Source organism: Aminobacter sp. LjRoot7, assembly GCF_964252895.1.
GTDB lineage: Bacteria > Pseudomonadota > Alphaproteobacteria > Rhizobiales > Rhizobiaceae > Aminobacter > Aminobacter aminovorans_B.
On the sequence record NZ_CAXUPX020000001.1, the window covers coordinates 431,923 to 446,633 of the forward strand.

The 14,711-nt window shown below is 65.1% G+C and carries 9 protein-coding genes; 3 read left to right on the forward strand and 6 right to left on the reverse strand.

What is annotated here, in order from left to right:
- Window positions 1-177 precede the first annotated feature (177 nt).
- The gene (locus ACSQ3E_RS02105; RefSeq protein WP_436121419.1) at window positions 178-867 is read left to right on the forward strand and encodes a N5-glutamine methyltransferase family protein; all 690 of its coding nucleotides are present in this window, start codon (window positions 178-180) and stop codon (window positions 865-867) included.
- A 79-nt stretch (window positions 868-946) separates the two neighbouring features.
- The gene (locus ACSQ3E_RS02110; protein WP_436121420.1) at window positions 947-2,062 is read left to right on the forward strand and encodes a hypothetical protein; all 1,116 of its coding nucleotides are present in this window, start codon (window positions 947-949) and stop codon (window positions 2,060-2,062) included.
- Window positions 2,063-2,080: 18 nt separating this feature from the next.
- Here ACSQ3E_RS02110 and ACSQ3E_RS02115 read toward each other — a convergent pair whose 3' ends face one another.
- The 5 genes from ACSQ3E_RS02115 to ACSQ3E_RS02135 form a co-directional block, all read right to left on the reverse strand.
- Window positions 2,081-4,396 carry an SEL1-like repeat protein gene (locus ACSQ3E_RS02115; RefSeq protein WP_436121421.1) on the reverse strand — a complete coding sequence of 772 codons (2,316 nt, stop codon included), beginning with the start codon at window positions 4,394-4,396 and terminating at the stop codon, window positions 2,081-2,083.
- Window positions 4,397-4,466: 70 nt separating this feature from the next.
- Entirely contained in the window at window positions 4,467-6,572 is a 2,106-nt protein-coding gene (locus ACSQ3E_RS02120) for a tetratricopeptide repeat protein (RefSeq protein ID WP_436121422.1), read from the reverse strand.
- 249 nt (window positions 6,573-6,821) lie between these two features.
- On the reverse strand, window positions 6,822-8,717 hold the full coding sequence (locus ACSQ3E_RS02125) for a hypothetical protein (protein WP_436121423.1): 1,896 nt from the start codon (window positions 8,715-8,717) through the stop codon (window positions 6,822-6,824).
- On the reverse strand, window positions 8,714-11,212 hold the full coding sequence (locus tag ACSQ3E_RS02130) for a lipopolysaccharide biosynthesis protein (RefSeq protein ID WP_436121424.1): 2,499 nt from the start codon (window positions 11,210-11,212) through the stop codon (window positions 8,714-8,716). The genes ACSQ3E_RS02125 and ACSQ3E_RS02130 overlap by 4 nt, the downstream gene beginning before the upstream one ends.
- Window positions 11,209-12,045 (reverse strand): glycoside hydrolase family 16 protein, encoded by an 837-nt coding sequence (locus ACSQ3E_RS02135; RefSeq protein WP_310316852.1) that lies wholly within the window; start codon window positions 12,043-12,045, stop codon window positions 11,209-11,211. Before ACSQ3E_RS02135 ends, ACSQ3E_RS02130 begins: the two co-directional genes overlap by 4 nt.
- A 529-nt stretch (window positions 12,046-12,574) precedes the next feature.
- Here ACSQ3E_RS02135 and ACSQ3E_RS02140 point away from each other — a divergent pair.
- Window positions 12,575-13,642, forward strand: a complete 1,068-nt coding sequence (locus ACSQ3E_RS02140) for a GNAT family N-acetyltransferase (protein WP_436121425.1) — start codon at window positions 12,575-12,577, stop codon at window positions 13,640-13,642.
- An 8-nt stretch (window positions 13,643-13,650) separates the two neighbouring features.
- Here ACSQ3E_RS02140 and ACSQ3E_RS02145 read toward each other — a convergent pair whose 3' ends face one another.
- On the reverse strand, window positions 13,651-14,691 hold the full coding sequence (locus tag ACSQ3E_RS02145) for a POTRA domain-containing protein (protein ID WP_436121426.1): 1,041 nt from the start codon (window positions 14,689-14,691) through the stop codon (window positions 13,651-13,653).
- Between the last annotated feature and the right edge of the window lie 20 nt (window positions 14,692-14,711).

A 14,711-nucleotide genomic window follows, 5' to 3' on the forward strand; every position in this document is an offset into this window, starting at 1 on the left:
GTCTCGGTTTCGCGACCGGAGATACGGTAGTAGATATTGATATAGGGTTCTTTGTGTAACGAATTGTATGAACAAGTCATGTTGATGACAATTGCCCCTGACAGAAGCATTGATTGGTTGACGATCCGGGGCGCTGGGGTTGTCATGCGCGGGGCAAAGGACTTGGCGAGGGCAACAATGCATATCGTTGAGAACAACGACGGCAAGTCGGGCATCAGGCTGCACAAATTCATGGACATCGAGCTCGAGCTCGGGCCCGACGTGCTCGTGCCGCGCGAGGAAACCGAAATTCTTGGCCGCGCCGCGCTCGGCCTCCTGGACGGCCGCGAGGGGGATGCCAGGGTGATCGACATGTGCTGCGGCTCCGGCAATCTCGGCCTGGCGATTGCCAGCACGATGCCGGGCGCGCGCGTCTGGAGCGCCGACCTGACCGACAGCACCGTGGCCACCGCCCGCCGCAATGCCGAGCGCCTCGGCGTGGCCGACCGGGTGACGATCGCACAAGGCGATCTGTTCGGCGCCTTCGACGGGATCGACCTCACTGGTTCGATCGACCTCGTCGTCTGCAATCCGCCCTACATCTCGTCCGCGCGCCTCGAAGGCGAGCGCAGCGAATTGTTGGCCTCCGAACCAAGGGAAGCCTTCGACGGCGGACCTTATGGCCTTTCGATCCACCAGCGGCTGATCCGCGATGCGGCGGCTTTCCTCAAGCCGGGCGGCTGGCTCGCCTTCGAATTCGGCGTCGGCCAGGACCGCCAGGTGGCAGCACTGCTTGCCCGGGCGCGCGTCTACGCACCGGTGGAATTCGTGGCTGACGCCGCCAAGACACCCCGCGTGGCCATCGTCCGCAAACGCGATCCCGCGTGACCGGGAGCCCGACCTTCACCCTTCCTAGATGTTTCCCGCCTAAGCCATTGCTGCCGTGACATGACCGAGGCTTCGCCCGATGCCTGAAATTCGTCCATTGCAGGCCGCCGATATGGCGGTCGTCGCAGACATGTTCCAGCGCGTGCTGCGCAAGCGGCGCACGCCGACGCCTGTCTCGCTGCCCGGCTATCTCGAACGCCTCTATCTCGACTCCACTGACGGTACGGTGGGATCGCCATCGCTCGTCAACGTCGCCGACGACGGCAGCATTTCGGGCTTCATCGGCGTGACGTCGCTGCCCATGCGGTTCGGCGACAGGAAGCTGAATGCCTCTATCTGCGGTTCGCTGATGGTCGATGAGGACCAGCGTAACGACCTGTCCGGCGCAAGGCTGCTCAAGGCATTTCTCGCCGGCCCGCAGGACCTGTCGTTCAGCGAGACGGCGAGCGACGTCACCGCCAACATGTGGACGACGCTGCGCGGCTCGATCCTGCCCGATTACAGCCTCGACTGGATCAAGGTGTTCAGGCCGGCAGCCTTCGCCGTTGCCGGCGCCCGGCAGCGCCTGCCCATTGCACGCCTTGGCGCGCCGCTGGCTCGCGCCGTCGATGCCTGTCTCGGCCTTCGCCGCAGCGGCGAATTCTCGCGCTGGTTCGGCGCAGGCGACGCGGCCGCGTCGCAAGGCCGCTACACCGTGGCAAGCGTCGATGCCGACGGCTTCGCCGGACTGCTCGGCAACTTCACCTCTCGCTTTGCCGTTCATCCTGATTGGGACGAGCAGGTGCTGTCCCGTATCATGTCGGACGCCTCGGCCAAGACGGATTTTGGTGACGTCTTCCGCTGCACGGTTGCCGCACGCACCGGTGCCATCATCGGCGCATTCGTCTATTTCGGCCGGCCCGGTGGCATCGGTCACGTGCTGCAGGTCCTGGCCTTGCCCGGCCAGGCTGGTGCCGTGATCGACTGCGTGATCAACCATGCCGCAGGTGCTGGCCTTGCCGGTCTCAGGGGCAGGACCCAGCCGGCCTTACTGGAAGCGATGCTCGGCCGGCGCATCATCTTCATCAACGTCAACTCGACGGTGGTGCATTCGCGCGATCCGGAACTCGTCCGTCAGTTCCAGACCGGCAACGGCTTCTTCAACGGGCTGGTCGGCGAGCACTGGAGCCGAATCTTCGGCGACCACTTCGACTGAAGCAAGATTGAGCCAAAGCTAAAACGCGTAGGACAGCACGTCCCCCGCCTGGCTGCTCATCGGGCCGAAGCGGCAGGCGTTGGGCACCGACTTCGCCGCGCAATAACGGCTGACCGCCCGCGTGGTCGTGCCACTGAGCACACCGGTGACGGGCCCATTGTAGAAACCGGCCTGCTTGAGCTGCTGCTGCGCCAGATAGATGTAACCGTTCGGATGGGTTGTCCGCATCATGCGGATCAGCGACTGGCGCTGCTCGGCGGAGAGTTCATGCATGCGCGCCACGATCGACTGGTAGCTCCGCCGGTCATTCGTGGCAGCCGCAAACAGCATCTCCTCGACAAGGCGGTCGCCGCGCGAAAGCCACGGCGACACCCCGGCGATCAATTGCCTGGCACGTTTCGGATCGGCCTTGATGAACGTCGTGCGGCCATAGCGCCGGCCGTCGCGATAGTAACTGATCAAGTGGCGGGCTGCCGCGACGTTGCCGCTGGCCGCCGCCTTTTCGAGCAGTGCCACGGCACCCTTGGCGTCGCGCTTGGTGCCCATGCCGTAGAGCATGGCATCGGCGAGCGCGATGGTGGCATCGTCGAGCCCGGTCGCTTCGGCCTGGCGCAAGGCAGCGACCCCATCGGCCGGCTTGCCGGCATTGCGCAACAGACTCTCCGACAGCGCCGAGCCGAGGATGAGCAGCCCATAGGCATCGCCGGCCTCCGCCGCCTGGCGATAGTAGCCGGCGGCCTTCTTGCCATTGCTCTGCAACAGCTTGCCTTCGCGATAGAGATCGCCGAGCCGGATCAGCCCCTGCGTCCGGCCGAGCGCCGCCGCCTCGGCATACTCGCGCATTGCCGCCTGGATGTCGGGCGGGCCGGCATCGCCCCGGGTCAGCAGGTCGCCCATCACGACATGCGCCTCGGCTTCGCCGCTCTTGGTCGCAGCCTTCACCATGGCCCGGCCGGCAGCGACATCCTGGGCTATGCCTTGTCCACGCGCCAACATGGCGCCGGCGCGGACGGCCCCGATGACATCGCCGAGCCCGGCGGCCTTGCTGTAGAAGTCGAGCGCCTTGGGCAGATCCACCGCAACGGTCATGCCGTCGCTGTAGAAGTCGCCCAGGCGCACCAGCGCCTCCGGTTCGTTCAAGCCCGCGGCACGTTCATAGGCGGCAATTGCGCCGTCTGCGTCGACGGTGCCCGACTCCGGTTCGCGCAAAAGGTCGCCGAGGCTGATCAGTGCCAGCGGATTGCCCGTATCGGCCATCCGGCGAACCATGTCGCGCCCGCCCGAGACGTCGCGCAACGTGCCCAAGCCATGCGCCGTCATCTCGCCCACCCGCAGGGCTGCGGGGATGTTGCCGGCTCCGGCGGCGCGTTGGTAGTAGGCGTAGGCAGCGGTGAGATCGCTCGCGACCGGCGACGGAGTAGCCCCGCTATAGACGTCGCCAAGGAAATTAAGCGCATCCGCGTCGTTTCGATCGGCCAGCGCCTTTATCGACGACAGCCCGCCTTCGACATCCCGCCGAGTGCCCTGACCGCGGAACGTCAATTCGGCGACACGCAGCTTGCCAAATTGCTGTCCGGCCTGCGCAGCCTTGTCGTAGAATTCGAACGCCTTGGCATAATCCGGCTTGCCGGCACGGCCGCTGCCATAGAGATCGCCAAGCCGCAGCAAGGCCTCTGGATGCCCGCCGGCTGCCGCCTTGTTGTAAGCTGTTTCCGCAGCCTGTGCGTCGGGCGAGCCGGCGTCGGCATCATTCATGAGGTCGCCCAAGGAAACGAGCGCGTAAATGTTGCCACGATCGGCAAGCGACCGGACCTGGGCAATTCCGGCATCCCTGTCCTTGGCGATGCCTTGCCCGCGCGCCAGCATCTCGCCACTACGCAGGATACCCGTTTCGTATCCTGCCGCAGCAGCGCGGCGGTAATAATCATAGGCGCGCGGCAGGTCGCGCGGGATCGCCTGGCTGCCTGCCTGGCTGTAGAAACCACCCAGCAAGACAAGCGCCGCACCGTTGCCGGCGGCGGCCACTTCCTCGATTGTCGCAAGGCCAGCGGTGACATCCCGTTCGGTGCCCTCGCCCAGTACCCGCATCTCGCCGACGCGGAGCCGTGCCGCGGCATTGCCAGCGTCCGCCGCCTGGCGGTAGTAGTCGAACGCCTTGGCCGGATCGCGGTTGGCGTTACTGGCATTGCTGTAGAGGTCGCCGAGCCGCAGCAAGGCGTCGGCGTTGACGGCGCGCTCCTGGGTTGCCGCACTTGTTGTGGCCGGCGTACCCGCATCGGGCGCGGTTTCCGCCGACAAGGCCGTGCCCGCCGAAAGTGCGGCAAACACCGTCATCAGAGCCAAATGGCAGATACGTGACAATGCCAACTCCCTGATCGGCGCCGGAAAGCGGCGCCGATGCCACTCAGTTCTGTACATCTCCCGCTGAAGCCGCCGGGTTCTCCGCGTCGACCGCCTTCAGGTAATATTCGGCCGCCTTGCCACCGTCTGCCGGAACGCCCTTGCCGTCACGATAGAGGTCGCCGAGCCTGAGCAAGGCATCGGCGCGTCCCTGCCGAGCCGCGTTCTCATAGGCCGCGACCGCAGCATGACCGTCGACCGGCCCTACTGCGCCGGACAGATGGAGATCGCCAAGCACGACATAGGCATAAGGATCGCCTGATATGCCAACCTGCCTGACGAGCTCGAGACCCGCCGGAATGTCCTGGCGCGTGCCTTCGCCGCGCGCGGTCATCTCGCCCTGGCGCAGCCTGCCGGTCTCGTCGCCGGCCATGCCGGCGCGGCGGTAATAGTCGAAGGCCTTGGTGGGGTCAGCCGGCATCGCCCCGCCGAGCCGGTAGATGTCGCCGATGCGCACCAGCGCGTCCGGGCGCCCCAATGCCGCTGCCTTCTCATAGGCCAGCACCGCCTCCGTCGCGTCGACCTTGCCCGTCGAGCCATCGCCCAGAAGGGCGGCCAGCGACATCAACGCCTCGCTGTTGCCGGCATCCGCCACCGCCTTGACCATCTGCAGGCCACCAGTAACGTCCTTGGCCGTACCTTGACCGCGCACCTTCATTTCGCCCGCATGCACGGCGCCCATCACGCTGCCGGCCTCGGCGGATTTGCTGAAATAGCCGAATGCCGTTGCCGGATTGGCCGGCAACAGCCGGCCAATGCCACGCTGATAGAGCCCGCCGAGCAGGTTCATCGCGTCGGCATCGCCCTCGTCGGCGAGCGAGTTCATCTGCGCGAGGCCGGCGGCGACGTTGCGATCGGTGCCCTGGCCGAGAACCGTCATTTCGCCGACGCGCAACTTGCCAGCCAGGTTACCGGCCTGCGACGCCCGGACGTAGTAGGCGAAGGCCCTGGGCGGATCGGCGGTGATCGCGCCATTGCGGCTATAGAGGTCGCCCAGCCTGACCAGCGCATCGCTATGACCCAGCGACGCCGCCTTTTCGTAGGATGCCACAGAGGCGGCAAGGTCGACAGGAGCGACCGCCGCGTCGCTGAGCAGGTCGCCGAGCGCGATCAGCGCGAAGGTGTCGCCGTGATCGGCAAGGCCGGCCAGCATCGCCCGCCCGGCCTGGTAGGACTGGCTCGTGCCACGCCCCCGCGCCAGCATGTCGCCGGCTCGCAGGATGCCGGTTTCGTCGCCGCTGTCGGCGGCGCGGCGGAAATATCCGAATGCCTTGCCGAGATCGATGGCGATGACACCGCCATCTGCGCGGCTGTAGAGCGAACCGAGCAGAACCAGCCCTGCCGGGTTGCGAGTCCGCGCCACCACCTCCTCGATCATCGCGAGGCCGGCTTCGACGTCCTGGGGCGTGCCCTGGCCGGTGGCGGTCATCTCGCCGACGCGCAGCTTACCCACGTCATAACCGAGGCTTGTGGCCTTGCGGTAATAGCCCAGCGCCTTTTCCGGCTCCATCGCCACCATGCCCTGGCCGCCGGGGCGGTAGAGGTCGCCAAGCAGCACCAGCGCCTCGGGGTTGCCGGCATCGGCGAGCGCGCCGATGATCGCCAGGCCCTTGCCGGTGTCGCGCGCAACGCCTTGCCCGCGCGCCAGCATCTCGCCGACGCGCAGCTTGCCGTCAGCGTTTCCGGACTTGGCGGCCTGATCGTAAAACAGATAGGCGCGCTTGGCGTCGGCGGCGACGACCCTGCCCTCGCGGTAGAGGTCACCGAGCCGCATCAAGGCTTCGGAACTGCCCATGCTCGCCGCCTGCAGGTAAAGCTCGGAAGCGGCGAACGGGTCGGCCGGCGCATCCTTGACGACGCCGATCAGGTCGGACGGCGAGATGACCGCGTAGATCGCGGCAGGCCGGCCCGGATTGTCCAGGCCGCGATAATAGGCGAGTGCCGCTTCCGCCGCAGCAGCGGTCGTCTTGCCGTCGCGGTAGAGGTCGCCCAAGGCGATGTACGACGCCGCGAGCGCCTGCATGAAGCCGTCGCGGCTGTCTTCGCTTGGCTTGGTGGCCTGGATCGCATGGGGTTCGGCCGAGGACGCCAGGCCCAAAGCCGGCGACATTGGAGCCTGTCCGGCGGGACTGGCTTCAGCACTTCCCGACACAACAACGCTGGCAACCAACAACCAGCCGATACGCATGGGCCCAAGCTCCCAACAGCGCGGGCGCATCCAGGATGCGCCGCAGCTAATATGAAACAGTCATTACATTTTTCCGGCAAGAGCATTCTTGAATGGCGCCGTTCACGAAGCCGTATCCTCTGATGTATCCGTCAGCTTCTTCATCCGGATGCTTCAGCGCGAACACGTTCATCACTTGATCCATTCGCCCATCCCGATGCCTTGGTCGTTTGGCGCGAAGACGCTCGCGTCGGCTGTGGCGCGGACCAGCCGGAAGCGCGCCGAGCCGCGCAGGGCTTTCTCGATCGCGTCGAGCGAACCCTTCGGCATCACGCCGAGATCGTCGATATAGGCCTTCTGGCTGCGCGTAATGATGATGAAGGCAGAGCCAGCCGGCACCGGCCGCAGCCAGTCCCCGAGCTCGGCCGCCGGATCGGCGAGAACCGCCGATATGGATTGCTTGCTCTCGTTGGAGATCGGCACGTAGGTGAAATTCTCGTAGTTCATGAACTGCTCGGGATAGTTGGGTGCGCCCTCAACAAGGACCGAACCGGCCGGCGCATTGCGGTAGAGCCATTCGGACACCTGAACTTCGGCCTGCGAGAAGGTGTACTGCCGATCCTTGCCATTGTTGGCGAGAACGAAGGCGACCGAGAGCGCAGCGCCAAACGCGCCGATCGCATAGCGCGCGATGGCGTCGCGTTGCGTGCCAGACCACGGGAAGAACAGCGCCGCGGCAAAGAAGGCCAGGAACGGCAGCGCGAAAAGATAGACGCGGAACACGATCTCGCCGCCATAGGAAGTGGCAACGATCATGAATGCGGGCGCCAGCGTCAGTACGATGGCCGGTCCGTCGCGAAAGCCCGCCACGAGCCGGCGCAGGCCGCCCAAAACGGCTGCCAGCGCAATCGCACCGGTCAGCGCCCGCGACGCCCAGGACACCACCACTTGTCCTTCGCTCACGATCGAGGTGTCCACCAGGCGTTCGCTGATCTCGTTCGACGTGTCGCCGAAGCGCTGGACCAGCTCGGGCAGGACCGAGGCCATATAGCCGTCGGCGTAGAACAGGAGCCACGCGACTTCGACGAGGCCGGCAAAGACGACGTAGCCGAGGCTCAACTGGCCGATGGCCCACAGGCCGCCAAGGGCCATCAGCACGACGATCGGTGTCAGCGGATGCGTCGCGGTGATCATCACGATCAATGCCATGGCCGCCAGCGACGCGGCGGCACGCAGTTTTGGCGGGACAGCCAGCGTGAGCGGCGGCTGGCCGCGCGAGACGAAAGCGAAATAGCGGCCACAAAGCCTGGACAGGCCGCGCCCGTTGGGATCGGCCCAGACGGGCGAGATACGCAGCGGACCGACGCAAAGGGCGACCAACATGAGATAGAACAGGAAGGCGACGCCCTGCGGCGAGAAGTAATCCTGGCCGATCCAGTTGCCGATGACGAACAGCCAGACCCCGCCCCACACCAGCCGCGGATCGGCGGTGAAGCGGCGATAGACCTGCGGCAACACCAGCACATAGAGCAGGTTGAGCGCTGGTGGCGAAAAGCGCGCGATATCAGCCAGTTGGATCGGCTTGATGTCGAACAGGTTGGCAATTGCAGCACAGACGACGAACAGGCCAGGCCAATTGGCATAAGCGGCAAGGAACGGCGCCTTGGGATCAATCTGGCCGTGCCGCTGGACATAATCGACGACACCGACATGCTTCCAGGCCCAAGCGTAACGCAACTCGTCGTAGACGATCGCCGACGTGCCGTGGAGCAGCAGCACCAGCATGACGATCATCAGCAGCGGCATCCGGGTCTCGCAAACGCCACGCTTCAGGCTGAAGGCGAAGCCGAGCCCGACGGCGGCATAGGCCGCCCAGATGATGCCTGGCAGGACCGAGATAAGGCCATAGTCGTCGACACCGGCGGGATCGGTGATGAAAAGAACGACCAGCCACAACGTAAAAGCCAGGCAAAGACAGATCAACGTGAGGCCAAACGACAATGTCGCGGCGCGGCCAGCATCTGCCACAGGCGGCGCCTTCAGCGCCGGCGACAAGGCAAGACTGGCTTCCCGCGTCATCACATTCATATCGCGCCTCCATCGGTGGAGACGATTCTAAGAACACGATCGACATTCGAAGCAATCCAGAGCCGGCCGACACCTGCATGCGCAGGGCGCCGCGCCCGCTCGCTGACCTGATGCAGCCAGACAAGGCCGACCATGGCACGGATCGCCGCGCCATCGCGGCTCCAGTCATCCTCGCCGTCCGAGCCGATGCCCAGCCACTGCCGTTCGTCGCCGTGCCATTGCGACGCCCACAACAGATCGGCAACGACCGCACCCAGCGGCTCGGTGCTCGTCATCATGCGCATGGCAACCGCAAGCACGCAGCCGTCGAAGCCCCGTGGCGCGTTGGATCGCGCATTGCCCCATTCCAGCAGGCAAGTTAGCCGGACCCCGCCGTCCTCCCCTGCCGCATCTATGGGAGCGAAGTTCAGGCTCTGCGGCAGCAAGCCTCCATGGCACCAGCCGAGGCGCGCCTCCCGACCAAGCCAGTATCGGCGCTGCTGGGCAACGAAACTGTCGATTGCCCGCCGTCTTGTCGTGGCCGACATCGTCGATCCGCCGAGATCCACGAGCTTTGCCGCCGGGCGCTCTACCCATTGCTGGAACCAGACTTCGTCGATAGTGCGCATCGCCGATGTCAGGTCGTGCAAGATGGTGGCAACGTTTGCAGCCGCTTCGAGGCCCGCCTGCCGCTCGGAGGCATTGCGCAACAGCACGCGCCCGTCCGTCCCGAGCGCAATGGTCTCGATGCAGTCGACGGCGCCATCGACGCGGGTCACAGCCAGCCTCGTCGGCAGGATCGGCCAAAGGGCCTCGAGACGCGCATCTGCCCGCAACAGGTCGAGATTGTCGATCAGGCGCTCGAGATAGGCGGCAGCGATAGGATCGCGCGAGCTGCGGAGGACGGCATATGTGCCTTGCGACCGGACTGGCTCGTGCCTCGCCTCATCGTCCAGCACCGGGTCACCGAGATAGACAATTTCTGTTCCTTCGGGTCCGTATTCGGATTTCAGCGCGTGCCAGCCCGTGGCGTCGGAACTTCCCGTCATCGCCAGCAGCGGCCGAAGCTCGGCGTCACCGGGAACGGCGATGCCCTTGCTGCGGCCGAAGGGCAGGAACTGGGCCGAGAGCGTCTTCAGCGAAGCGGCAACCGCAAGCCCCCAGTCATGCAGGCTGTGGCGACGGCTGGTGACAAGGGCGAGCGCGCCGACACCAACGGTGACCACCAGCATTGCCAGCAGCCAGGCATGCGCCATGCCGATCGGCCCTTCGCTGCGCACCAGAAGCGCACCGGCGCCGAGCGCGATGACGAGCGTTGCGAATTCGGCAGCCGCCACCGAACGCATCCAGCCCTTGGTACGGGCGATCGACAGATAGATGGAGAGCACGGCGGAAACGACGCTGGCAAGCGTGAACACCCTGAGGATCGATGCACCTTCGGTGGCATAGGCAGCACCGAACACCGACATGATGGGATGGGCGAACACCAGCATCAGCGCCACGAGGCCGAGCAGCGGCAGCACGGACATGACCGCCGCATCCGCCGCCAGCGAGCGCAGCCGGCCGGCATCGCTTGCACCCTCGGCCAACAGCGACAGCCCCATCGAACTGCCGACATAATAGAGCGAGGTGAAGATCGTCCAGGCGACGAAGAAGCTGGCGCTTTCGGCCGCGCCGACAAGATTGAGCACGACCAGCGGCGTCGCCGTCCAGGCCACCATCATCGACACCGAGCCGATGTAGTCCCAGCCAAAGAAGCGCGCCATGGCGCGGCGGTCGATCAGATGGGAATGGCCGGTGCCGGCCTGCGCGGTCGGAACGAGACGCTTGAAAATCAACAGGTTGACGGCAAGAACGAAGACCAGCACGGGTGCTGTCCACGACAGCGCGATGGCTTCCCAACCCAGCCCGGCGAGCGCCAGGGGGATGAGCATGGCGATCTTGACGACCTGGTAGATGGTCTTCGAGACCGGAACCCAGATCGACTGGCGCAGGCCCGACAGCGCGCTGTCCTGCAGCGCGAACACCGACCAGACGGCGACAGTCGCCACGAACCACAATATGACGCCGGCGCTCTCGGTCAGCACATCGAGCTTGGGCATGAAGGCGCCGACAACCAGCAGGAAGACGACAGCGACGACGACCGAGGCGACGAAGGACGTGGCGTATGCAAACAGGATCAGCCGGCCGGCGCGTCCACCAACCGTCGGCACGAAGCGGACGAGCAGGTTACCGAAATTGAGCTGGGCGGCGTTGGACAGGTTGACGATGGTGGCGGTGATCGCGCCGCCGAGACCGATCGCCTCCTGCGAACAATAGCGCGCGGCCAGGAACCAGAAGGCCAACCCCAGCACCGCACTCAGGCCGCTGTTGGCGATCAGCGCGTAGCCGTTGCGCATCAGCGACGACCCCGTCAGCGCCGCCGGGATGAGTGACCTCCAGCCACTGCCACGCCTGCCGCCCACCCGCGCCGCCGCGGGCTGTTGGTGCCGCAGGGTTGGCGGGTGCGCGGTCATGGCCCGGCACGCCGCCAGACACGAACATAGTCGATCAGGAAATCGGCCGGAAACTTGGTCTTGGCGTCAGGCGAACCGGGCCATTTGCCACCGACGGCCAGGTTGATGAGCAGGTACATCGGCTCCTGCGAGATACCCTCGGGCTTGGTATAGCGCCACATCTCCTTGCCATCGAGATACCAGACGACGGCATCCTTGCTCCATTCAAGGCCATAGGCATGCCAGTCGGCGGAAAGATCGACCACCTTGGCGTTCTTGCCCTCGCTCTTCCAGTTCTTCTGCTTGTCGAGATAGTGCAGGTGCATCTCGTAGACGTCGGGCGCGTGCCCCAGGACTTCGAGGATGTCGATTTCCGGACGCGGCTCCTGCGTCGACGGCAAAAGCCAGATCGCCGGCCACAACCCCTTGCCCTTGGGTATCTTGGCGCGGATTTCGAAGTAACCGTATTTGGTGGCGAAACGGTCTGGCTTGGCGCGTTCGAGATAATCGCGGCCCGTGGTCACCATACCCGAGGTGTAGTCGAAGGTTCGCCCTTCATGGCCGGTCACCGTCTCCGGCCGCGCCGTCAGGCGCAGCACGCCGTCGGCGACGCTGACGTTGTCGGGCATGTACCACTGCAGTTCCTTGTTGGCGAGATTGGTACAACCGTCCTTGTCCCACCAATAGCAGCGGGTCCACTTGTCGCGATCGAGCTTGGGCTGGTCGAACTCCTCGGTGAAGATCCGCTCCCATTGCCCCTTGATCAAAGGCGGCTCGGCGCCTTGCGCCAAGGCTCCCGCATGCCCGAACCACCAGGCGCCCGCCAGCGCCGCACCCCACAACCCCTTACCCATGCACCAACCCGATAGGCCTGATTACTCTGGCTCGTCGCGATAGAGGGTTGCCGGCCGTTGCCTGCGTGGTTCCGCAAAGTGGCGGTTCGCGCGCATTTGCCGGTTACCCGGAAATCTGTCGCTTACGATCTGTTAACTAGGACGGTTGCCAGACGCCGCGTCAAGCTGTTTCGCCGAGCTCGGTAAATGACACGGTCCATTCCGCCTCATATCCAAGATCATGTCCCTGGATTTTCCACGCATCGACTTGTTTGTCGAAATAGCGATTATCTGTCCGGAATGCTTTATTTAAGTGGCTTTGACTTTGATTGGCGTTCCGAAGATATCGTTCCATCACGAAGAAATAACAAAATTGTGATACACAATATCTTCATGGCGATGCGGTAACCGTTTCTGAACAAACGAAAATTCGAAAAGCAACTCTTTGACTGCGAATGTAGTGATCTCTCACAAAATCTGAGACATTAGGTGGAACGGCGGGAGGTTGCAGACGTATACCGATCCGACAGATTTTGGGAGCTCACCGGGCGTGCAAGCCATAGCGCGCGCGCCGGCAGCGTTCGACGTCCAAAGCCCGGCGCCGCGCGATCTCTGGCATCGCCTCATGCTCGCCGATCCCGAAGCCCTGCCCTACCAGTCGCCGGCCTGGCTCGACAGCCTGTGCGCCCTCGGCAAGTACCAGGACGCCAGCCGCGCCTATCGTTTTGCAGGCGGGCACCACTACGTGCTGCCGATGGTGCGCAACAGGCATCTGCCGGCCCGGCTGTCGGTCGCCGAGTCGATGCCTTATGCCTGGGGTCGCGGCGGCGTGCTCTCGTCGCTGGTGCCGAAGGTCGAACATCTGCGCGCCATTTTCGAAGACCTGGCCAGCCTGCCCTATCTCAGGATCTCAGTGCGACCCAATCCGCGCCATGCCCATCTGTGGGCCGCCGCGGCACCCGCCCACGTCACCGCAGTGCCAGGGCTCGCCCACATCCTCGACCTCGACGGCGGCTTCGACGCAGTGTGGTCGTCGCGCTTCAAGAAGACGACGCGAACGCGGGTGCGCAAGGCCGAACGCGGCAACATCATTGTCGAGCGCGACACCACCGGCAAACTCGTGCCGGTGTTCCATGAGCTGTTGCGGTCGTCCTTCGACCGCTGGGCCGACAAGCAGCACGAGCCGAGAATGCTCGCGCATCTGCGCGGCCGGCGGCGCGATCCGATCGCCAAGTTCAACTCGATCGCCAGACATTTCGGCGACGCCTGCCGCATCTGGGTCGCCTGGGTCGACGGCAAGCCGGCGGCCGCCGCCTTCGTGCTGCAATACGGCAATGTCAACGACGCCCGCGGCGCGATCGACCGCCATGCGCTTGGCAGCTCGGGCGCCAACGACCTGATCCAGAAGCTCGCCATTGAAGAGGCCTGCCACAGCGGCTGCCGCTACTACCACTTCGGCGAAACCGGTGCCTCGGCCTCGCTCGCGCACTACAAGCAGCGATTTGGCGCAACCCCGCACGCCCATGCCGAATACTTCCTGGAGAAACTGCCTATCACCGCCGTCGACGCCCGCGTGCGACACGCGGCGAAATGGACGATAGGCTTCAAGGATACCTAGGCCGGCCCTCAGCCGGGAAATGCCAGAAGCAGCATCCTTTGCGCAATCAGGTAGAACGCGGCGGCAAGCAGCAGCACCGGCACCACTTCGAGCCAGAGTGGCCAGCGCGAGCGGCCAGGACGGAGGCTGGCGACAGAAACCTGCCGGATCGCCAGCGCCGCGATGGCCGAAACGGCCGCAATAAACCCGGTCCGATAGTTGCCGGTGGCGTCATCGGCGCGGAGCTGTTCTTCCTCGATCTCGGCGCGCAGTTGCAACTGGCCGTTGGCGTCCACCGCGTCCGGCAGCCGCATCCTGACATTCTTGACCGACGCATGCGAAAGCAGCGCCTCGCGGAAACGCTCGAGCGCGTCGGGATCGTAGGGATCGCCCTGCTTGAAGGGTTGCAGGCGGCTCAGTTCGTCTTCCTTGAGAGCGACAAGGCCGCTGTAGGCGACCGAGCCGAACCGCGCCGACGCGCCCGGCTCGACGACGATGCGGGCTGCTGCCAACGCCTGGCCCGCCATCGGTAACAACGCGCGCTCGGTGACACGGACAAACGGATAGGATGCGGTACGCAGTCGCCACAGCACCTCATCTTCGAGGGTTGCCAGAAGATCACCGCGCGCGGCCTTGCCGGCGGCTTCCATCATCTGCCGCGAAACGTCGCCGCGAACCGCATCGGTGGCAACGCCATCGAGACCGTCGACCTCGACCATGCCGACGCGGAAAAGCGGTCCGGCAACCGGCTTGAGCGTGATCTTGTCGGGAGAACCAGCGCCAGTCGCGGCATCAGGCATCTCGACCCGCGCGTGGAGATAGCCCTGGCCGCGCATCAGCTCTTCCAGCCGGTGGCGTTCGGCTTCGACGGCGGCCTGCCAGCCTTTCGCGGCCCCTCCCTCGGCCGCGCGCTCGAGCTCGGGAGCGTTCAGCGCAGCACGCAAGACACCGTCGAGCGTGTCGTTTGACGTCGTCTCGAGTTCTATCGCGGGAAAGTCTGCGGCAACAGACGGACCGGCGAACAGCGAAAGCATCGCCACGCAAGCCAGTGTCGCCACGATGGCCGGCAAGAAACATGCGCTTCGCTGGG

Excerpts from the sequence above, each read along its gene's own strand:
- ACSQ3E_RS02105 (WP_436121419.1), top strand. The coding sequence starts at position 178 with ATGCATATCGTTGAGAACAACGACGGCAAGTCGGGCATCAGGCTGCAC.
- ACSQ3E_RS02110 (WP_436121420.1), top strand. The coding sequence starts at position 947 with ATGCCTGAAATTCGTCCATTGCAGGCCGCCGATATGGCGGTCGTCGCA.
- ACSQ3E_RS02115 (WP_436121421.1), bottom strand. The coding sequence starts at position 4,396 with ATGACGGTGTTTGCCGCACTTTCGGCGGGCACGGCCTTGTCGGCGGAA.
- ACSQ3E_RS02120 (WP_436121422.1), bottom strand. The coding sequence starts at position 6,572 with ATGTCGCCGGCTTTGGGCCTGGCGTCCTCGGCCGAACCCCATGCGATC.
- ACSQ3E_RS02125 (WP_436121423.1), bottom strand. The coding sequence starts at position 8,717 with ATGAATGTGATGACGCGGGAAGCCAGTCTTGCCTTGTCGCCGGCGCTG.
- ACSQ3E_RS02130 (WP_436121424.1), bottom strand. The coding sequence starts at position 11,212 with ATGACCGCGCACCCGCCAACCCTGCGGCACCAACAGCCCGCGGCGGCG.
- ACSQ3E_RS02135 (WP_310316852.1), bottom strand. The coding sequence starts at position 12,045 with ATGGGTAAGGGGTTGTGGGGTGCGGCGCTGGCGGGCGCCTGGTGGTTC.